Source organism: uncultured Chloroflexus sp., assembly GCF_938091255.1.
Lineage (GTDB): Bacteria > Chloroflexota > Chloroflexia > Chloroflexales > Chloroflexaceae > Chloroflexus.
Genome location: NZ_CALLJH010000012.1, coordinates 1 through 20453 on the forward strand (window position 1 = coordinate 1; position 20453 = coordinate 20453).

Here is a 20453-nt window from a genome sequence, read left to right on the forward strand (position 1 = left end):
GTGGGGGAGGGGCAAGGGGTGGGGGCACCCTCCCCCTCCCCCCTTGTGGGGGAGGGGCAAGGGGTGGGGGCACCATCCCCCCTTGTGGGGGAGGGGCAAGGGGTGGGGGGGATATCTCCCGCGCCCAGCCGTTTGCGAACGACAGAATGAATTCCGTCCTACAGACGCACCCGTGAGACCGGAGCACGCCCTCTCTCTTCAACGGGGGGCGGGCTGGAGTGCAGGGCCTTTCCACTGCGTCGAGCAGGTGCTTAATGCGAGTTTCAAACCCGCCCCTTCCGCACCGCATTGGCCTTTCCGCCGTTCGTCCTATGCGCCGTTTTGCACACTAGTAAAAATTTGGTATAATCAATATTCAAAGATGGTACGGATCTGGTACGCGCGAGCGATCCCCTGCTGAGCCTCCCCCTCGGTCGAGTTCGGACGCAACGCAGCCCACGCACCGGCCACCTAAACCCTTCGTTGTTCTGCTAGAGGAGTAGCGAGCCATGAGCTTCGCAGACAAGACCCTAACCTGTCGGGATTGCGGGATGGATTTCGTGTTTACAGCGGGAGAACAGCAGTTTTACGCTGCCAAAGGCTTCACGAACGAGCCGGTGCGTTGCCCGTCGTGTCGCAAAGCGCGCAAATCGCAGATGAGCGCGGTCCCCGAACGGGGTCGGGCCAGCCATGCTGCGCCAGTTGCCCGCGAGCGAGTCAATTATCGGGTAACGTGCGCTAGTTGCGGCCAAGAGACCACGGTTCCATTCGTACCCCGCGGTACTAAGCCGGTCTACTGCAGCTCGTGCTTTAACCGAATGCGTGGCGATTCGCGCGCGATGTATTAAACGATAGTCACTTCACCCCTTGCCCCGCTCCCCAATGCCGGGAGCGGGGTTTGTGTTGCTGCTTCATATAGCGGTGGCGACCGCAGCAGCTTGGTTGTTGCACGCTTCCTAACGCCGTGGTCGTCAGCCGAGCGTGTTGTTCGCTTCACCGACCCCGCTCTCTGTATAAACGAGCGGGGTTCAGAGTTCCCCCGCCTATTGTCTGATCTGGGATGGACGGCGTTAATCGAGCGGCCTTCCAGCGCAACGTTCTTCCTCTGTTTGGCAAAATATGTTCAAAATATTGACAATTGCTTTGCATTCTGCTATATTACTTACCGGTCGGTAATAATTAATCAGATTGATCCTGTGAAATGGCAGAACTCAACCTTACGCCCGATCCGCGCATCAGTGACAGTCCGACGGCGCTGCGCATCCTTGATGTGGCAGCCCAACTCTTTATGCAGCGCGGCTACCGGGCCGTTTCGATTAACGACATTATTCACGCCGCCGGCGTAACGAAACCGACTCTCTATTACTACTTCGGCGACAAAGAAGATCTCTTTGTGCAGATGGGGCTACGAGTGCTCGCAACAATGCATCAGCCATTAGCCGAGATCGCTGCTTCTGACCGGCCCTTCGTTGAGCGGTTGCAGGCAATGGCAACGCTGTTGATTACCGGCTACGAGGGCGACATGCGCACGATGCGCCACGAGATGATGGAGCATCTCGGCGAGACGGCTCGCACGCGCCTCAGCGCCGCGTTCTACCAGCACTTGTTTGCACCATTGACAACGGTCATGCACGAGGCCAGCGCCGCCGGGATGGTGCGTGCCGATATAGCCCCGGCGATGTTAGCCATGCTCTTTCTCAGTCTGTGCGAGACCTTTCATGAATTGACGCCGGCCCATCCGATGCTGCGTTGGACCGGCGCCGTTTCACCGGCCCTTTTGGTTGATCTGTTTCTGCGCGGCGCCGGCACGCAGGCCGCGCCCAAGTCTTCAACAGGGATGTCATAATCTATGAGTACCTTACCGCAGTCACGCCCTCGGATCGGATTTCCCCGCCTTTCGTTGCCGGTGTTGATCGCTGCCGGTTTATTGATCGCTGTGATCGCAACCGTCGTCATTCGTTTTGTTTCGACCTCTACCGTTGATCCGCTGGCCGGAGTGACGGTTGTCCCCGTCACTCGCGGCGATTTGCGCTTGACCGTCAATGCAACCGGTTCAGTTGAGCCGAATCAGACAGCTGAGCTGAGTTTGACCCTGCCCGGACGGGTGCAAGAGGTGTTAGTAACGGTTGGTCAGACGGTGGCCGCCGGTGATCCGTTGCTCCGGCTCGACGATCGCCAGTTGCGCGCTGATGTAGCGGCTGCCGAGGCGGCGGTGGCGCTGGCCCAAGCTGATGTGCAAGCCCTGCGTGAGCGGGCTACTCCTGAACAGCGGGCCGAGGCCGCTGCGTTGGTAGCGGCGGCGCAGGCTGGGTTGGCCCAGACTCAAACGAGTGTGACCCCGGCTGATATAGCGGCGGCACAGGCTGCGGTTGAGGAGGCGCGCGCGCGGTTGCAGAAGCTATTGGAAGGCCCGCCAAGCGAGCAGCGGGTGCGGGCTGAGACGGCGCTCACGCAGGCTAAAGCCGAGCTTGATCGCCAGCGCGAGCTGTTGTCGGCGGCGAAGTCGGATGCGCTGGCCCGGGTTGAAGCGCAGGCGAATGTGGTGCGCAACGCTCAGAGCGCCTATAGCGATGCCTACTGGAATTGGGAGCACGTCAAAGCGAACGGCACCGATCCGCGCACTGGCCGTTCGCTCAACGAGACCGAGCAGCGCGATTTCGAGCGTGCCTTCGAGCGGGCGAAGCTAGCCCTATCCGACGCTGAAGCGGCGCTGGCGCAGGCGCAGATCGCCTACCAAACTGCTGTGCAGAACGAGATCAGCGGCTTGGCCGCCGCCGAGGCGCGGGTCGCCAGCGCGCAAGCCGATCTCGACGCGCTGCTGGCCGGGCCAAGCGCCGATGCAGTGGCCGCTGCTCGCGCCCAATTGGCCCGCGCTGAAGCCGAATTAGCTCGCCTGACCGGCGCATCTCGCCAGAATGCTATCGCGGCCCAGCAGGCCCAGTTTGAAGCGGCCCAAGCGCGCTTGGCCCAACTCACCGCCGATCCGCGTGCCAGCGATATTGCCCGTGCCGAAGCTCGGCTAGCCCAAGCGCAGGCCCAGCTCGAAGCTGCCCGCATTCGGCTCGACGAAGCCACCCTGCGCGCGCCATTCGCCGGCATGGTTGCCGCCATCAATGTTACCCCCGGCGAAGCGGTCAGCGGCCAAGCACCGATTGTGTTGATTGATGTGAGCCGCTACCTCGTTAAGGTGACGGTTGATGAAGTGGATATTGCCCGCGTTGCAATTGGCCAGCCGGTCGAGGTAAACGTTGAGGCCCTCAATGCGCCGCCCTTTAGCGGGCAGGTGGTCAATATTGAACCGCTGCCCGCCGGTACTAGCGCCGTCACCGCCTACCGGGTCACGGTTGCCTTCGACCCCGCTGGCCAGCCGGTGCGCCCCGGTATGACCATCAGCGCCGCAATTGTCGCTGCTACCCGCAGCAATGTGTTGCAGATCCCGGCTACGGCGGTGCGTAACGTTGGCGCGAAAACGCTAGTTGAGGTAGTGACGACGGATGAGAACGGCCAGCGCAAACTCGTGGAACGTTCGGTGCTAGTAGGCTTGCGTGCCAATGGCGTGGTCGAGATCAAGAGCGGTTTGACTGACGGCGAGCAGGTCGTCGTGCGGTAGTGACATGGCCGCGCAGTTGACTAGCAGGAAACCGGCTGAGTTGTGACGCGAGCACCAAACTTCGTCACAACTCCGGCATATAGTAAACATAACATTACCAGAAGGGAGACTTCTGTGACGACTGAATATGTAAGCCGCCCGATCGTTGAATTACGGAACATTCGCAAGACCTTCCCGACCGGTGATGGCGAATTTGTCGCGCTCGACGACATTAGCTTGACGATTGCCGAAGGCGAGATGGTTGCCATCATGGGACCATCGGGCAGTGGCAAGAGCACGCTGATGACGTTGATCGGGTTGCTCGACAGCCCGACCTCTGGCCAATACATCCTCGACGGGATCGATGCCTCAAGCCTAACCCGGCACGAGCAAGCGCGCATCCGTAATCGCAAGTTAGGGTTCGTGTTCCAGAACTTTAATCTGTTGCCACGCCTCACCGCGCAGCAGAATGTCGAATTGCCGCTCGTGTATGGGCGGGTCGGCGCCCGCGAGCGGGCCGCCCGCGCCCGCGCGGCGCTCGAAGCGGTTGGCTTGGGCCATAAGCTCGACAGCCTGCCCAACACGCTGTCGGGTGGCCAGAAGCAGCGGGTAGCAATTGCCCGTGCACTGGTGCATGACCCGGCCATCATTCTGGCTGACGAACCGACCGGCGCGCTCGATACGCGCACCGGGGCCGAGATTTTGGCCCTGTTCCGCGAACTGAACCGCGATCAGGGGCGCACGATCATCATCGTTACCCACGATCCCGAAATTGGCCGCCACATGGATCGAGTGATCGGGTTGCGTGATGGGCGGCTGGTTGACAACATTCTCAGCGAGTACTACGGCGTCGAAGTATTGGAAGAGGTCGAGCGCACTCGTGGTCTTGAGCCGGTGCCAGTGCCGGTGGTGCGTCGGCCAGCCGATGAGTCGGCGTCATAGCAGTAGATAACCGGGAAGAGGAAGAGGCATGTTCACTGAACTGATCGCCATGGCCTTTGATAGCCTACGCGCCAATAAATTTCGCTCACTTCTCACGATGCTTGGCGTGATTATTGGCGCCGGCACACTGGTCGCGGTGCTCTCGCTCGGCAATGCGCTGCAAGGCCAAGTCTTCGAGCAGTTTGTTGATCTTGGCACCCGCCGGATTGCGGTTACGCCGGGTGATCCGCGAGCAAAGGGTGCGCGTGACGTGCCCGGCTACGGCTTGCTCTCGGTGCAAGATTATCACGTACTCGAAACGATGGTTGCCAACCGGCCCGATCTGTTCCGCGCTATCGCACCGGAGATCACGATTAGCACGCAGGCCCGTGCCGGCGCGGTCGCCTTGCAGACGCTGCTAGTCGGCACGAGTGCAGATTACCCGCAAGTGCAGCGCACACCAATGTTGTATGGCCGCTTCCTCACCCCGGAAGATGAAGCGGAAGGTGCGCGGGTTGGTGTGTTAGGCTGGCTGGTGGCGCGCGATCTGTTTGGCGCTGACAAAGCGGCACTGCGCAATGTGATCGGCCAAACGATTGAGGTCAATGGCCAGCCGATTGAGATTGTCGGCATCATTAACGAAAACGGCGGCCCCTTCTCGACCGATGGCCGCATCTTTACCCCGGTCAGCACCATGCGCTTGCGCTTGATCGGTGATCTCGATCTGCCGGGCCGGGGACTGCGCATGAGCAGTATTTTGCTCGGCTTGCAAAGTGAGCAGCAAGTCACCGAGGCGGTGGCCTTGATCGAGAACACGCTGCGCACGGCGCGCAATGTGCCGGAGGGTGTGATCAATGACTTCAACCTGCAAACGCCGACGCAGGCGCTGAATGTACTGGCCGGGATTAGTACCGCCATCACCGGGTTTATTGCGGTGGTCGCCGGTATTAGTTTGGTTGTCGGTGGGATTGGGATTATGAACATTATGCTGGTGGCGGTGACTGAACGCACCCGCGAGATTGGCGTGCGCAAGGCGCTGGGAGCTAGCGATGGCGATGTGCTCGGCCAGTTTGTGATGGAGGCGGTGGCACTCAGTCTGGTCGGCAGCCTGATCGGCGTGATCGGCGCGATCGGTATCGTGTGGTTGATCAGCACTGCCAGCGGGATCAACACCGGCATTTCGTGGATCGGGATTGTACTGGCGTTAGGGTTTGCGTCAGCAATCGGGATTGGGTTCGGATATTACCCGGCCCGGCGGGCGGCGTTGTTGCCGCCGATTGAGGCTTTACGGTACGAATAACCGTAACCATACGTAGAGCCGCACGGCTCCCGATCCGGCCCGTGCGGCTCTGCGCCGATCTGCAATTGCGATCAATGTTCCGGCGTGGTCACCAATTCGGTGCCGGCTACCCACCCTTCACGGCCATCGGCGGTGCGGATGCGCCACCACGGATAGCCGTCTTTCTCTTGCGGGCCGGCCAGCAGCGTCAACTGTGTACCGGGGGGCAACCCGTCGAGCACAGTTGAGTCAAGGCCGGGAGCGTTGCGCAGGCGCAGGTTTTTGCCGCCGGCCTTTTGCACGTAGGCCACGCCACCTATCTGCAACCCGCCAGCAGCCGGTGCAGCCGCGGCAGGAGCTGGCGTACTGGGGCCAATCTTGACCGCGCCGCCACTACTGAGGGCGCTGGAAATGGCACTAGCGACACTGCTACTCTCTGCTGGAGCGCCCGCGCTTTTACCGCCTGTCGCCGCTGCGGCGCCGGCAGTGGTGGCCGCTGCTAGTTGTTCCTTCAATTGTTTCAGCTCAGCCTCCATCTGCGCCATGCGTGCCTCGGCGGCGGCCAATGCCTTGCGTGCCTTTTCGGCGGCGGCGGCATCTTGTTGTGCCGACTCGAGTTCCTCTTGCAGCCGCTTAATCTCTTGCGCTTGTCGCCCGATCTGATCACTCATCGAGCGCATCGCTTGACTGATGCCCTCATTCGTATCCCCCTCGTTTTTCTTACCGCCGAAGTTGATCATCTCCCTTGCTCCTTCCCAGCGACCCTGCCAACCGTATCTACGGTTAGATGCATTATAGATGGTTCAGGCCGATTCGTCACCGGGGAAGATCGGCCCGAATCGCTTCGGCGCAGCGTTCGCCACTTAACATCGCTGCATTAATGCTGCTCGCTTCGGTCAATTCGCCAGCCAGATATAATCCGGGCCGGCTAGTGCGGTTGTCGGGTAGGTTGGGATGGATGCCGGGCGGCTGCGGAAATTGGGCGAAGGGGATGCGATCCACCCGTAAGATACGGGCATTCGCTAATGCTGTAGTCGCCACTGCTTCGTTCGCGAAGATACGGTGCAGATCAACTATGGCCCGTGCCACGATTGTACTTTCATCACGATCAGAGACGCCAATCACGGCGGCGGCATAGAGATACCAACCGGCAGGTGCATATCCCGGTGCTACTGCGCTCATAGGGGCTAGCGTATTGACAAAAGCATCATCATTGGCATTAAGTAGCAACTTTTTACCGCGGTAGAGCGGATGGCGGGTAGCCAACCAGACGCACGATGAACCGAGGCTACCTTCCGGTACCGGCAGCCCACTTAGCCGAGCAGTCTCAGGCGCCGGCGTTGCTAATACTACTGCATCGGCGAACAGTTCACTGCCATCAGCTAACTGCACACCGCGCACGTGCTGATCACGCGTGATTAACGCTGTCGCACGGGTATTCAGCCGTACCCTACCGGCGGCCACTAATTCGGCCCCAAGCTGCTCGGCAATCGCTCCCATGCCGCGATTGGGGACAACCGTCTGTCCCTCGCTCATCATCTTGAAATTGAAGCGAAAGCATTTCGCACTCGTTTGCAACGAGCGGTCGAGAAAGATGCCGCCGAAGAAGGGGCGGAAGAAGCGGTCAATCATGTGGTCACTGAAGCCAAGCGCCTTGAGTTCAGCCAGCGTGCTTTGATCGGGTCCGGCAAGAAGATTGTCAATCATCTGTTGGCGTAGTCGCATTGCGAGGCGCAGCGTGCGCAGCTTGTCGGCGGGCGATACGACGCTGGCCAGCGCCGCGCCGATGAGAGCGGACGGATCACGGTCGCGCAGCGGGTCGGTCAACACCTCGCGCCGACCACCCCATGCCACAATTGCGCCGGGATCGAAAGCCCGGAGATCGAGTGCAGTGAGGTTGAGCTGACGCTGCGCTGCTGGGTAGGCGGTGAAGAGTACCTGAAACCCGCGATCAAGCACGAAGCCTTCAACCCGATCCGAACGCACTCTTCCCCCTAGCCCATCACTTGCTTCGATCAACGTCACTTGATAGCCGGCGCGGTGCAGTGTGCGGGCGCAGACCAAACCGGCCACCCCGCCGCCAATAATGAGTATGTGCATGCAACAATCCTTCTAGGCTAGAGCGAACGCTATGCTTGCAAACCGAAGGTGCAGAGGGGCAAAGGTATGAAGATGTGTTCACGCAAAGGCGCAGAGAATACGTAAGATATGTTTTCAGTGCGCTCAAGTGCCTACATCCAATCCATGCCTTTGCGCCGTTGCCTTCCCTGTTTTCGAGTATACTATGACTTACGACAAGCCTGCTCGCAAGGGTAAAGGGGGCGACCGATGATCCACAACTTCAATCCCGGCCCGGCGGCGTTGCCGCCCGAAGTGATTGCGCGCGCGCAAGCGGAATTGGCCGATTACCACGGCACAGGGATGTCGATTCTGGAAATGAGCCATCGTAGTAAAGAGTACGAGGCGATCAACGCCGCTGCTGAGGCCAATCTCAAGGCACTGTTAGGGTTAAGCGATGATTACCGCGTCCTCTTCATGCAGGGCGGTGCATCAATGCAGTTTGCGCTGATCCCGCTTAACTTTTTGCCCGCCGGCAGTGTGGCCGAGTATATCATCACCGGTTCGTGGGGTGAGAAGGCTTATGAAGAGGCGCAACGGATCGGCAATACCCGCTTGCTGGCAAGCACGGCGGCTGAAGGTTATCGTCGCTTGCCCGAGCCGGAGGCATTAACGTCCGACCCGCAAGCGGCGTATCTCCATATCACCACCAACGAAACAATTCAGGGTGTGCAGTGGCCGGCTGAACTGCCCGATTTCGCGCCGGCGCCACTGGTCGCCGATATGAGCAGCGACTTCCTCTCGCGCCCCTTCCCTGCTCATCGCTTTGCCCTGATCTATGCTGGCGCACAGAAGAATCTCGGCCCTGCCGGAGTCACGGTCGTGGTGATCCGGCAAGACCTGATCGAGCGCGGGCGCAAGGATCTGCCGGTGATTATGCGCTACGCCACCTTTGCCAAGAACAACTCGCTCTACAACACGCCGCCGGTATTTGCGGTGTATATGGTTAATCTGGTGCTGGAATGGATCAAGGAGCAAGGTGGGTTGGCAGCAATGGCCGAGCGTAACGCGCGCAAGGCAGCAATGGTCTACGAGGCGATTGACACTAGCAATGGCTTCTACGTTGGTCACGCGGCGCCAGAGGCGCGCTCGCTGATGAATGTCACCTTCCGCTTGCCTTCTGCCGAACTCGAAAAGCAATTCTTGAGTGACGCGCAGGCCGCCGGGATGGTCGGCTTGGCCGGGCACCGCTCGGTCGGCGGTATCCGCGCTTCGCTCTATAACGCGGTCTCGCCCGAGTCGGCGGCGGCGTTGGCGAGCTTTATGCGGGAGTTTGCCGAGCGGTATGGATGAGCAACCTTACGCCGCCGCGATCACGTTTTTTCCGGTTGCCGATTTGCAAGCCAGCGCTGCCTGTTACGGCGCGGCGCTCGGCTTGCCGCTTGTGCTTGATCAAGGTGGCATTCATATCTATCGGGTGGCGCGCAGTGGCTACCTTGGCCTGTGCCAGCAAGCCGCGCCACCCATCGCCGACGATCGCCTAATTTTGACCGTCGTGACCGCCGATGTTGATGCGGTCTACCGGCGGCTGGTCGCTGCTGGCGTTGCGACCGACGGTCCGCCGCGCGAGAATCCGCGTTACCGCATTTACCACTTCTTTGCCCGCGATCCGGATGGCTACCGGCTGGAAGTGCAGCGGTTTCTGCATCCGTTCGATGACGATGGAGGCAAGAACCGCTAGCCTATGCGTGTCGTGATGCTTTCAAAGGCCGTGGTCGCCGGTGCTTACCAGCGCAAGCTGGAGGAGATCGCGCGGTTGGGGGTGGAATTGACGGTGCTCGCGCCGTCGGGATGGCGCGAGCCGCGGGTGGGAATGATCCCGCTTGAACGGTGCTTCACCGCTGGGTATACGCTCTTGACCCTCCCGATGGTTTTGAATGGCCATCATCACATTCACTTCTACCGCGGCCTGCGCCCGCTCATCCGGCACTTACGCCCACAGGTGTTCCATATCGATGAAGAGAGCTTCAATCTCGCCACCTTTCTGGCTATGCGGGAAGGGGTAGCAATAGGCGCGCGCTGTTGTTTCTACAACTGGGCCAATATTGACCGTCGCTACCCACCGCCGTTCAGTTGGTTCGAGCGTTACAACCTACGCCATGCCGCGCATGCCATTGCCGGCAATCAAGAAGCGGCGGCGATTATCCGCCGGCATGGCTATGATGGCCCGATCAGTGTTATTCCCCAGTTTGGCGTTGATCCTGATCTCTTTGCGCCAGCGGATGGGCTACGCCAGCACGATGCCTTTATCATCGGCTATGTAGGCCGGCTGGTGCCGGAAAAGGGGGTGACCGATCTGGTAGCGGCGTTAGCCGGCTTGCCGGCCAATGCGCGGTTACGGCTGATCGGCGACGGGATCGAGCGTCCGCGGCTGTTGCAACTGGCGGCAGAACTGGGTCTCAGCGCGCAAGTCGAGGTCTTACCGGCGGTGAGCAGCACGGCCGTGCCGGCAGCGATGCGCGAGCTGGATGTATTGGTCTTGCCGTCGCGTACCCAACCCAACTGGAAAGAGCAGTTCGGGCGGGTGCTGATCGAGGCGATGAGCTGTGGCGTGCCGGTGATCGGCTCGACTTGCGGTGAAATCCCGCAGGTGATCGGCGCAGCCGGTCTCGTCTTCCCGGAAGGCGATGTGACTGCGTTGCGCGCGGCGCTCAGCCGCTTGATCGACCAGCCTGAACTGCGCGCCGAACTTGCTCGGCGCGGCCGAGCGCGCGTGCTGGCCGAGTTTACGCAGGCAGCGATTGCCCGCCGCTATGTTGCGGTGTATCAGGCGATGCTGGAAACGTGAAAGGGGAAGGCGCAGCGATCCCCCCCTCGTGAAAAGTTGGCTCTTTGCGCGTTCAACCATAACGAAGCGACAAACGGTTGTCCATCTCGACGGCGCACTACCCAACCACAGGAGGAATACCACCATGCCGATCAAATCCGATCGCTGGATTCGGCGCATGGCGCTCGAACACGGCATGATCGAGCCATTCGTCGATCATCAGGTGCGGCAGGGCGTCATCTCGTATGGCTTGACCTCGTATGGCTACGACATGCGGGTCACTGACCACTTCAAGGTCTTTACCAACGTATACAACGCGCTGGTCGATCCAAAGAACTTCGATCCGCGCTCGTTTGTTGACATTCGCGCCGAGTATGTCGATATTCCACCCAACTCGTTTGCGTTAGCCCAATCGTTGGAATATTTTCGCATCCCGCGCACGGTCAGTTGCATCGTGATCGGTAAATCATCCTATGCCCGCTGCGGGATCATCATCAACGTCACCCCGCTCGAACCAGAGTGGGAAGGGCATGTGACGATCGAAATCAGCAATACCACGCCGCTCCCGGCGCGCATCTACGCCAACGAGGGCATTGGGCAAGTCTTGTTTCTCGAGAGCGACGAGCCGTGCGAGGTGTCGTATGCCGATAAAAAGGGGAAATATCAAGGCCAAACCGGGATCGTCTTGCCGCGGATCGATCCGTAAGCGGCACAGCGTAGGGGTACAGCGTCGCTGTACCCCTACGCTGTGCTCCTACACTTCCATCACCATCGGCAACACCATCGGCCGCCGGCGCGTCTCGCGGTAGAGGAATTCGCTCACCACATCGCGGATCTTGCGGTTGATATACGCCGCATCAACCGAACCGGCACCGTTCTTGTTCGCCAGCGCGGCGCGCACCGTCTCCTTCGTCGCTTCGATCAAATCTTGGCTCTGGCGCATATAGACAAAACCGCGCGAGACCACATCTGGCCCGGCGACCAATTCGCCGGTGGCGCTGTCAATGCTCACCACCACGATCAGCATGCCGTCTTTGGCCAGCAGTTGGCGGTCACGCACTACCACATTGCCGACATCGCCGACCGTTGTGCCATCAACGTAGATGTAACCGACCGGCGCCTTGCCGGTGATTTTGCCATAGCCGGGAGAGAACTCCATAATCGAGCCGCCTTCGGCCAACAGCACCCGCTCGCCATCGGGGACTATCCCAATATTGGTCGCCAGTTTGCGGTAGAGCATCAGATGCCGGTAGTCGCCGTGGAACGGCACAATAAAGCTGGGGCGCAGCAGGGCCAACACCAGCTTCAGCTCCTCTTGCGCAGCGTGGCCCGACACATGGACGCGGGCTTCGGGACCGTAGATCACATCGGCCCCGAGCTTGAACAGATTGTTAATCACCTTATTAACGCTGACCTCGTTGCCGGGGATGGGGGTAGCCGAGAACACAACCGTATCGCCGGGTTTAATCTTGACGTGCGGATAGTCGCGGTTGGCCATCCGGTTCAGCGCGGCCATTGGCTCGCCTTGGCTGCCGGTGCAGACGATGGCGATTTGGTCATCGGGGTAAGCCGACATCTCGTGCGGGCGGATGATGGTGCCCTCATCGGCGCGCAAATAACCCAGCTCGAACGCAATCCGCGCATTGGTCTCCATACTGCGTCCAGCCAGCATCACCTTACGCCCATAGGCTTCCGCCGAGTCGATCACCTGCTGCACGCGACTGATATTCGAGGCAAACGTGGCGACGATGATCCGTCCGGGAGCGGTAGCAAAGATATTGTCGAACGCCTCGCCGACTGTGGCTTCGCTCGGGGTATAGCCCTTTGACTCAACCCGCACGCAATCGGTCACCAGCACCAGCGGCTTGCGGTTGCCTAGCTCAGCGATCTTCTCAAGATCGGTCGGGCGGCCATCAACCGGCGTATGATCCAGCTTCCAGTCGGTCAGGTAGATCAACAGACCGGCGGGAGTCGTAATCGCGAAGCCAACGGTATCAGGAATCGAGTGGGCAATATGAAATGCTTCCACCGTGAAGCTGCCCAATTGAAACGGCTCGCGCTCGGTAATTTGAACGGTCGTTACCTTATCTTGCAGCCGGTGCTCTTTAAGCCGGTTGCTGAGCAAGCCAAGCGTGAGCTTCGTGCCGTACACTGGCGGGAAATCGAGTTCGGCGATCAAATGTGGCACAGCGCCGATATGGTCTTCGTGACCATGGGTAATAAGAATCCCTCTAATATGATTCGTCTTCTCGCGCAAATAGGTAATGTCAGGCAAGACGAGATCAACGCCGAGCATATCGGCATCGGGAAACATGACACCGCAGTCGAGGATGACGATATCGTCGCCATACTCAACCACCCACATGTTCCGGCCGACCTCCCCGGCGCCACCGAGTGGAATCACACGGAGACGTTGTTTGGCCATAGGTTTCTTTAGGGCCGGTGTACCAGCGACCCTTGCTCCTTTCTGATACGCTATATTCAACGTTTGCTGAAGGGCGCATCTGCGGTTGCGCCCAAACGAACGATATAATGACAGGGTTTGGCACAACCCTGTTCAGACCACACCCACATGCGCCGTATCATGCCGTCGGCGCATGGTCAACTGCTAACACCTTGGCCCGTGTTTGTGTGCGGGCCATTCCTTGTTCGATCTGCGCGACCAATTCGTCACGGTGCTCGATATCTGGGCCGATAACCAACTGTTGCCGGCCATGGGCCTGCCGGTGGAGCCAGCGCAAGAGCGGGTTAGCAATCGTTTCCGCCGGATCGCACCGACAATAGACGACAACCGCTTCATCAGTAACCGCGGGTGAGGGTCGTAACGCAAGCATTTCTTTCCACGGGCACCACAACCGTACACCCATAGCTTCGTAGGTTAGACCTTCGTCAGCGGGCGTGAACGCAGCGTCCCATTCCGCAATCAGGTTCCAGATCAGCAGTGGTGTGGCGACAATGAGCACCAACAACAACAGCGCCGGCGCCGCTTGTTCGATCGCGGGCGGTTGGGCGAACACTCGTTGCAGATCGGCCCAGAACGCTGCCGGATGAAGGCTGAGGCGCAGCGTGCTGGCAAAACTCCACAGGGTGAAGACCCAGAGGAGCATCGCAACTGTAATCATCAATAGATTGTTGCGCCGGCCAGCCGGCGAGAGACGATAGGATCGTGACATTGATTTGGTCACACCACCGGCAATGGGCGGCCAATGGTCAGAAGAGACGGAGCTGCTCGGGCGGCTCATCGGCTGGCGGCGTTGCTGGGGCAGCCGCGCTCCGTTGGCGTTCGGCATCGGCCAAGATGACGGGCAGGCGGCGAAAATCTTCTTCCAGCAATGGCCGGTTTTGGGGCTGGTGCAAAGCGGCGGCGGGATGGATCATCGGCACAATTAATCGTCCATTGACATAACGAGGTTGGCCGTGGATGCGCGAAATCCGCTCGCCGGGCAGAAACAGGCCCATCGAAAAGCGACCCAGCGTCACAATCACTGCCGGATCAATGGCCGCAATCTGACGCATCAAAAAGAGTTTGGTACAAGTCTCAATTTCGTCCGGCTCAGGATCGCGGTTTTGCGGTGGCCGGCACTTGACGACATTTGCGATATAGACTTCATCGCGACGCAACCCGGCCAGTGCGAGCAGGTCAGTCAAGAATTGGCCGGACGGCCCGACAAAGGGCCGGCCCTGCCGGTCTTCGTGGTAACCGGGGCCTTCGCCGATCAACATCACCCGCGCGTTGGCCGGCCCCTCGCCGGGCACGGCGCGGGTGCGCCCGCGATGAAGGTTACAGGCAGTGCAGTGTTGCACCTCTTGGGCAATCGTAAACAAGATATCACTGGCTGTCACACGCCCATCCTTGCATGTTTCAGCTTTACCTTCTTTATTATAGCATACCAATGGCAATGACATTCGCTCTATCTTATGCTACACTAACCATAACAATGACTGATTCCAGCAGGAATGCTTCCGATGACCGGACGTTCACCTTCGGCCCAGTTGCCGCCAGATGCCGAGTCGCCCCAGTGGCAGCTCAACCGTGAGCTGCTGACAGTAGCGCTCGATGTGCTGCTGGCAGCGCCGGCCCTTGCCGAGCTGCGTGGTGGAGTTGCCGAACTGCGCCGGCGTTTGGCCGATCTCAGTGATCCGTTGCATCATGCTGGCGAGTGTGCGGTTTGCTTCACGCCAGCGGTGTTGCATAGCGAACTCGATCAGATCGCTGCGGCCCGCACGCTCGAACGCGCCCGCTATTATGTGGCCCGCTTGCGCCGCGCGCTCGAGGCGCAACGGTTTGCGCCAGCCAGTGATATCGATCTGCACCGCTGGAAAGAGTATGACGACATCTTGACCGATAGCCTCTGGTTGATCGAGCGGCGCGACAATTCGGGGGTGCATCGGGCTGATTACTGGGGCAATTTCGTGCCCCAAATTCCCCGCCAGTTCATCCGCCGCTATACTCGCCCCGGCGAGTGGGTACTTGACCCATTTGCCGGTTCGGGTACGACGCTGATTGAGGCCCGCCGCCTCGGTCGCCACGTAATCGGTGTTGAACTGCAAGCGCCGATGGTAGAGCGCGTCCAACAGCTACTAGCTGCGGAACCGCCGGCGCACCCGACGGTTGCAGCTATCGAGCAGGGCGACAGTCTGTTAATGGATTTTCCAGCGTTGCTAGGCCGATACGGTGCAGCTAGCGTGCAGTTGGTGTTGCTCCATCCGCCTTACCACGACATTATTCGCTTTAGCGACGATCCACGCGATCTGTCAAATGCGCCGAGTATTGACGAATTTCTTACCCGCCTTACCCTAGTTGCCGAACGGGTGGCGGCGGTGCTCGACCGGGGCCGCTACTTGGTGTTGGTGATTGGCGACACCTACCGCCACGGTGAATGGTGTCCGCTCGGCTTTCAAGCGATGGAAGCGATCCGGGCCTGTGGGTTTAGCCTCAAGAGCATTATCGTCAAAAACTTTACCGGCACCCTCGGTAAGCGCGGCAGCGCCGATCTTTGGCGCTACCGGGCTTTGGCTGGCGGCTTTTACGTCTTCAAGCACGAATATATCTTTTTGTTGCGCCGGCGGTAATGGGGCAAGGTTAGAGGTTGTTTTGCCACTCTTCCCCCTTGAGGTTTAAGGGGTGAGGGGCTAAACGCAAAGGCGTAGAGGACGCAAAGGTGCGCAAAGGGTTGGTGATGGGAATTATCCCCGGCACCTTGGAGCGGTTATCAGCCTGCGCAGCGGGCTTCATCCCAGTAGGCTGACCCTTTAGGGGTGAGAAACATAGCCACGACAACACACAACCGGCGCAACATGGTTTTGTGCCTTTTGTGTTTCTTTGGAGCTATTACGACGAGGCCCCTTGAGATTGGGCTAACAGCGATCCAAGGAGAAAGACCCTATGCCAACCTTCAGCGTCATCATTCCTGCGCTCAACGAAGCCGATCACATCACAGCGTGCGTGCAAGCTGTGCGCCGACTTGATCCCGCAATCGAGGTAATTGTGGCCGATGGCGGTAGCCACGATGGCACGCCGGCACTGGCCCGTGCTGCCGGTGCGCGGCTGGTGCTGGCGCCGCGCGGTCGCGGCCCCCAACTCAACGCTGGCGCGGCCATCGCCAGCGGTGACATCTTTGTCTTTTTGCACGCCGATACGCGCTTACCGGTCAATGCCTTCCCGCTCCTGCGCGGCATGTTCGCCGATCCGCAGGTGCAAGTCGCCAAATTTCGCCTCTCGTTCGATGATCCCGACTGGCTGTTGGCGTTGGCTGCCCGCTTGATGTGGTTCGACTCGCTGCTCACTAGCTACGGCGATCAGTGTATGGTGATGCGGCGCGATCTCTTTCGTGTACTCGGTGGCTTTCCTGATTGGCCGCTCTTCGAAGACGTTGAACTCTTCCGTCGTGCCCGCGCTCGTACTCGCGTCCATGTTGTGCCGGCACAGGTTGTAACCTCGGCCCGCCGCTTTCGCGCTAACGGTATTCTCCGTCAACTGTTGCACGATGTTTGGTTATGGTTGCAATACCTGAGTGGCGTTTCGCCCTACGAGATTGCGCGCCAGTATCGGTGAGGCGAAAGAGTTGCGCTCGTTGTGCAAATACACAGTATCCCGAGTCGGTGTACAATTGAGAAAGAAATCTAACCCTGCGGAGCGCGCTGTTATGACGTATGCTTCTTTTGCCTCGATCGACGAATTGCAAGCGGCCCTTGCCGAACATGCATACATTGCCGATCGTGCCTTGACCACTGCTATCTTTTTGGCCCTCAAACTCAACAAGCCTCTGTTGCTTGAGGGTGAGGCCGGCGTTGGTAAGACTGAAATCGCCAAGACGCTCGCGCGCGTGCAGGGCCGCGAGTTGATTCGGCTGCAATGCTATGAAGGGCTTGATGTGAACACCACCATTTACGAGTGGAACTACGCCCGCCAAATGTTGCAGATCCGCCTGCTCGAAGCCCAAGGTACCGCCCAGCATGCCGCCGCTCAGCAGAGCATCTTTGGCCCGGAGTTTTTGATCAAGCGCCCGCTACTACAGGCGATCGAGGCTCGTGGCGACCGGCCGCCGATCTTGCTGATTGATGAACTCGACCGCGCTGACGAGGAGTTTGAAGCCTTCCTGCTTGAGCTGCTCTCGGACTGGCAGATTTCGATCCCGGAGATCGGCACTATCCGCGCCGAGACGCCGCCAACCGTGATCATTACCTCGAACCGCACCCGCGAAGTGCATGATGCGCTTAAGCGACGCTGTCTCTTTTACTGGGTTGATTATCCGACTCTTGATAAAGAGATACAGATCGTCAAGGCCCGCGTGCCCGGCGCAAGCGAGCGGCTAGCCCGGCAAGTGGTGCTGGTTGTGCAAGAGTTGCGCCGGATGGATCTCTATAAGCTGCCCGGTGTGGCTGAGACGCTCGATTGGGTGACGGCGCTGGTCGCGCTCGATCAAACCGAGTTGACGCCGCAGGCAGTCGAGGATACACTAGGCGCGATTTTGAAGTATCAAGACGACATCGCGCAGGTGCGCGGGCAGCGGTTGAACGAGTTGTTGAAACGGGCAAGTGTGAGTGTGTCATGAGCAGCGAGATTGATGTTGCGGCGACGTTGGCGGCGTTGCGAGCCGAGGTGCGCGCTCAACGAGCGGCATTGCCGGCGGCTGAGCCAACCCCTGCCGAGCGTGAGTTGCAGCGGGTGGTGGAAGAACTCGAATATACTCGCGTGGTCAGTGCGCACTGGCCGCTTGAAGGGCGTAATCCGCTTGAGCAAGTGATGGCCTTTGTCAACAAGGTGGTGCGCCGCTACTTGCGCTGGTACATTAACCCGATCGTTGAGCAGCAGAACGCTTTCAACGACACTGCCGCCCGTGCTATTCGCCTACTGGCCGCTGAGAATGCTGCTTTGCGCGCCGAATTGGCTGCGTTGCGCGCTCAGTTGCAACAGTCCTCACCATCATCATGAGCCGTATCTTGATCTGTGCTACGCAGGTGCCCTTTACGCGGGGTGGCGCTGAGTATCTGGTCGAGAGTCTGCGCGACGAGTTGCAGCGCCGTGGTCACACCGTTGATGTGGTGGCGTTGCCCTTTCAATGGCATCCAGTGGAACGGATTATCGACAGCGCGCTGGCGTGGCGGCTGCTTGACATTAGCCACGTCAACGGCGAAGCGGTTGACCTCGTGATTGCAACCAAATTCCCGTCATACCTTATTCGCCATCCGCGCAAGGTGCTCTGGTTGGTGCATCAGCATCGGCAAGCCTACGACTGGTACGGTACCTCGCTCAGTGATTTCGACGGCTCACCCGCCCATCGTGCAGTGCGCGAACAGATCTTTCGCATCGACGGGCGCGCGCTCAGCGAATGCCAAGCCCGCTATACCATCTCGCGCAACGTCAGTCGCCGGCTCGAACGCTTCAACGGCCTCAGCAGCACGCCGCTCTACCCGCCGAGCCGCTACGCCGGGCAGTTGTGGGCCGGGCCTTACCACGACTACATCCTCTCGCCGGCCCGCCTCGACCGCGCCAAGCGGATCGATTTGCTGCTGGCGGCGCTAGCCCGTACCACCACACCGGTGCGCGTTATCATCGCCGGCACCGGCCCCGACCGCGACCGCCTCCAACGTCTCGCTGCCGACCTTGGTCTCGGTGAACGAGTCAGTTTTCGTGGGTTTGTAGCTGATAACGAATTGATCGACCTATACGCCCATGCCCGCGCCGTCTACTACGCACCGATCGATGAAGACTACGGCTTTGCCACGGTGGAAGCGTTCGGCGCTAGCCGGCCGGTGATTACGACCGATGACGCTGGCGGCGTGCTCGAATTTGTTCGTCACGGCGAGAACGGCCTCGTCTCGCCGCCCGACCCGGCGGCGATTGCCGTACATCTCGACCGGCTGACTGCCGATCCGGTTGAAGCGGCCCGCTTGGGGTGCGCGGGCCGCCCGCTGGTTGACGCGATTACGTGGGAAAGGGTTGTGACGGCTTTGGTCGGTAAATAGTCGTTTATCACCTGCTATGCCGTAGCGAACACACTCTTGCACCACCCGTCACCTTGTGGTAATATCGCAAACGGTGCGGGCAGGTCGCATAGTTGGTCTAGTGCGCGGCACTGGAAATGCCGTACAGCGGCAACGCTGTCGTGGGTTCGAATCCCACCCTGCCCGCCACCGCTATTACCAAGTCGCCAGACCGATGCGCACCACGATGTACCCGATCAACCCCAGTAGGTGCAGCCACACAATCCACCAGAACACGCTCGCATACGATCCTTTGCTGACTTTGTGGCGCACCAGCTCTTGCCCGATCAACGCCCCCGGCCACCCACCGAGCAACTCCCACCAGTGCAGTGTCTTTTCGCGGATCCGCCGCACGCCGTGCTGCGCACGCTGTTTGTCTTCGATATAGAGCATCAGTGTCACTACACTGGCCGCCAGATACCAGCCGATAATCCATACCGATAGCCCTACCGTGATCGTTGCTAGTCCGAGCAGGGCAATGAACGCCGCACATACCAGCAGCGCCAGTATGGTATCGCCCGGATTGACCCGCGGCGGCGCGATGCGTGGTGCCGGCGACTGCGACTCGACGTTGATCGCTTGCAGACGCCCCTGTGCATCTTGGCCAACCTCGAATCTGACCAGTTCACCAATCTGCGGCAGCCAATCGCGGTGATAGCATTGGTTGATGTGAAAGAAGATGTCATTGGGGTGGTTCGGCGTTTGAATGAAGCCGTACTTTTCCTGCGCTTTCCACGTGACAATACGGCCAATATAGCGTTGGTTGTTCATGGTAATAATGATAAGTGAAATGATGAAACCTTTACGAAAAAGAATACCACGCCAAACATCTTCGGTCAAATAGGAGTGATGTTATGGCATAGGGCGTGTACAGTTGTTGTTGCGAGGGCGCGTGGGGGCAGTGCGTCGCGCTGCCCGCGCGCCTGCAGCCATCTCCCGCTTCAGCAGAAAACGCCCCCGCAGCGGGTAACTCTCGTGCTCGGCGGGCATCGCTTCGCCGTCTCTGGCGGCTCGCAATGACAAGCGGAGAATGGGGGGGCGTGTGCGGTTGTTATGGCGAGGGGGTGAGTTAACCCCGCAGAGCAGTGGCACAGCCCCCACCCCAGCCCTCCCCCGCTGGGGGAGGGAGTTAACCCCCCTCGTCCAGCGGGTTTAGGGGCGAACAGAATACATGAGCAAAAATACGGTTGATAGTCTTGGAATGCGCCGTTTCACCCTCACCCCCAGCCTCGCTCCCACTGGCGCGGGAGTGGGGCGATCATTCCTTCCACCTCAACACGTGACTGTGCCGGTAACACAGCCGCTTCCCCCCT

General features: G+C 59.7%; 20 protein-coding genes and 1 tRNA gene. 15 read left to right on the top strand and 6 right to left on the bottom strand.

From position 1 onward, the window contains the following. Positions 1 to 488 precede the first annotated feature (488 nt). From Q1A00_RS05320 to Q1A00_RS05340, 5 genes are all read left to right on the top strand, one after another. Complete coding sequence (locus Q1A00_RS05320) at positions 489 to 827, top strand: zinc-ribbon domain containing protein (RefSeq protein ID WP_298482670.1); 339 nt, start codon at positions 489 to 491, stop codon at positions 825 to 827. A gap of 353 nt (positions 828 to 1180) precedes the next feature. Then, entirely contained in the window at positions 1181 to 1825 is a 645-nt protein-coding gene (locus Q1A00_RS05325) for a TetR/AcrR family transcriptional regulator (RefSeq protein ID WP_298400834.1), read from the top strand. Between the two features lie 3 nt (positions 1826 to 1828). After that, positions 1829 to 3589, top strand: a complete 1761-nt coding sequence (locus Q1A00_RS05330; protein WP_298400831.1) for an efflux RND transporter periplasmic adaptor subunit — start codon at positions 1829 to 1831, stop codon at positions 3587 to 3589. Between the two features lie 114 nt (positions 3590 to 3703). Beyond that, positions 3704 to 4510 (top strand): ABC transporter ATP-binding protein, encoded by an 807-nt coding sequence (locus tag Q1A00_RS05335; RefSeq protein ID WP_298400826.1) that lies wholly within the window; start codon positions 3704 to 3706, stop codon positions 4508 to 4510. Between the two features lie 28 nt (positions 4511 to 4538). Continuing rightward, positions 4539 to 5789: an ABC transporter permease gene (locus Q1A00_RS05340; RefSeq protein WP_298400823.1), complete on the top strand. Its 1251-nt coding sequence runs from the start codon at positions 4539 to 4541 to the stop codon at positions 5787 to 5789. Positions 5790 to 5860: 71 nt separating this feature from the next. Here the strand turns inward: Q1A00_RS05340 and Q1A00_RS05345 are convergent, their stop codons facing one another. Both Q1A00_RS05345 and Q1A00_RS05350 read right to left on the bottom strand, forming a co-directional pair. Continuing rightward, positions 5861 to 6508 (bottom strand): SH3 domain-containing protein, encoded by a 648-nt coding sequence (locus Q1A00_RS05345; protein ID WP_298400820.1) that lies wholly within the window; start codon positions 6506 to 6508, stop codon positions 5861 to 5863. A 76-nt stretch (positions 6509 to 6584) separates the two neighbouring features. Beyond that, a complete protein-coding gene (locus Q1A00_RS05350) occupies positions 6585 to 7868 on the bottom strand; it encodes an NAD(P)/FAD-dependent oxidoreductase (RefSeq protein ID WP_298400817.1) in 1284 nt (427 codons plus the stop codon). Positions 7869 to 8096: 228 nt separating this feature from the next. Here Q1A00_RS05350 and serC point away from each other — a divergent pair, with 228 nt between their 5' ends. The 4 genes from serC (at position 8097) to dcd (ending at position 11359) form a co-directional block, all read left to right on the top strand. Beyond that, positions 8097 to 9179, top strand: coding sequence for a 3-phosphoserine/phosphohydroxythreonine transaminase (gene serC / locus Q1A00_RS05355; RefSeq protein ID WP_298400815.1), 1083 nt, complete (start codon positions 8097 to 8099; stop codon positions 9177 to 9179). Next, positions 9172 to 9567: a VOC family protein gene (locus tag Q1A00_RS05360; RefSeq protein ID WP_298400812.1), complete on the top strand. Its 396-nt coding sequence runs from the start codon at positions 9172 to 9174 to the stop codon at positions 9565 to 9567. Before serC ends, Q1A00_RS05360 begins: the two co-directional genes overlap by 8 nt. Positions 9568 to 9570: 3 nt before the next feature. After that, on the top strand, positions 9571 to 10674 hold the full coding sequence (locus Q1A00_RS05365; RefSeq protein ID WP_366917416.1) for a glycosyltransferase family 4 protein: 1104 nt from the start codon (positions 9571 to 9573) through the stop codon (positions 10672 to 10674). A 124-nt stretch (positions 10675 to 10798) separates the two neighbouring features. Further along, the gene (dcd, locus tag Q1A00_RS05370) at positions 10799 to 11359 is read left to right on the top strand and encodes a dCTP deaminase (protein WP_298400807.1); all 561 of its coding nucleotides are present in this window, start codon (positions 10799 to 10801) and stop codon (positions 11357 to 11359) included. Positions 11360 to 11407: 48 nt separating this feature from the next. Here the strand turns inward: dcd and Q1A00_RS05375 are convergent, their stop codons facing one another. The 3 genes from Q1A00_RS05375 to Q1A00_RS05385 all read right to left on the bottom strand — a co-directional run bounded on the left by Q1A00_RS05375 (position 11408) and on the right by Q1A00_RS05385 (position 14496). Further along, positions 11408 to 13078, bottom strand: a complete 1671-nt coding sequence (locus Q1A00_RS05375) for a ribonuclease J (protein WP_298400805.1) — start codon at positions 13076 to 13078, stop codon at positions 11408 to 11410. A 157-nt stretch (positions 13079 to 13235) separates the two neighbouring features. Next, positions 13236 to 13826 (bottom strand): hypothetical protein, encoded by a 591-nt coding sequence (locus Q1A00_RS05380; protein WP_298400802.1) that lies wholly within the window; start codon positions 13824 to 13826, stop codon positions 13236 to 13238. A 37-nt stretch (positions 13827 to 13863) separates the two neighbouring features. Further along, complete coding sequence (locus Q1A00_RS05385) at positions 13864 to 14496, bottom strand: uracil-DNA glycosylase (RefSeq protein WP_298400799.1); 633 nt, start codon at positions 14494 to 14496, stop codon at positions 13864 to 13866. A 123-nt stretch (positions 14497 to 14619) separates the two neighbouring features. Between Q1A00_RS05385 and Q1A00_RS05390 the strand changes: the two genes are divergently transcribed. The 6 genes from Q1A00_RS05390 (at position 14620) to Q1A00_RS05415 (ending at position 19290) form a co-directional block, all read left to right on the top strand. After that, entirely contained in the window at positions 14620 to 15726 is a 1107-nt protein-coding gene (locus tag Q1A00_RS05390) for a class I SAM-dependent methyltransferase (RefSeq protein ID WP_298400795.1), read from the top strand. A gap of 313 nt (positions 15727 to 16039) precedes the next feature. Beyond that, complete coding sequence (locus Q1A00_RS05395; RefSeq protein WP_298400792.1) at positions 16040 to 16708, top strand: TIGR04283 family arsenosugar biosynthesis glycosyltransferase; 669 nt, start codon at positions 16040 to 16042, stop codon at positions 16706 to 16708. A 91-nt stretch (positions 16709 to 16799) separates the two neighbouring features. Continuing rightward, positions 16800 to 17708: a MoxR family ATPase gene (locus Q1A00_RS05400; protein WP_298400788.1), complete on the top strand. Its 909-nt coding sequence runs from the start codon at positions 16800 to 16802 to the stop codon at positions 17706 to 17708. Further along, positions 17705 to 18088 carry a hypothetical protein gene (locus Q1A00_RS05405; RefSeq protein WP_298400785.1) on the top strand — a complete coding sequence of 128 codons (384 nt, stop codon included), beginning with the start codon at positions 17705 to 17707 and terminating at the stop codon, positions 18086 to 18088. The genes Q1A00_RS05400 and Q1A00_RS05405 overlap by 4 nt, the downstream gene beginning before the upstream one ends. Next, a complete protein-coding gene (locus Q1A00_RS05410) occupies positions 18085 to 19122 on the top strand; it encodes a glycosyltransferase family 4 protein (RefSeq protein ID WP_298400783.1) in 1038 nt (345 codons plus the stop codon). The genes Q1A00_RS05405 and Q1A00_RS05410 overlap by 4 nt, the downstream gene beginning before the upstream one ends. Positions 19123 to 19199: 77 nt before the next feature. Beyond that, positions 19200 to 19290: transfer RNA gene (locus tag Q1A00_RS05415), tRNA-Ser, on the top strand. Between the two features lie 6 nt (positions 19291 to 19296). Here Q1A00_RS05415 and Q1A00_RS05420 read toward each other — a convergent pair. Continuing rightward, positions 19297 to 19911 carry a cold shock and DUF1294 domain-containing protein gene (locus Q1A00_RS05420; protein WP_298400779.1) on the bottom strand — a complete coding sequence of 205 codons (615 nt, stop codon included), beginning with the start codon at positions 19909 to 19911 and terminating at the stop codon, positions 19297 to 19299. Between the last annotated feature and the right edge of the window lie 542 nt (positions 19912 to 20453).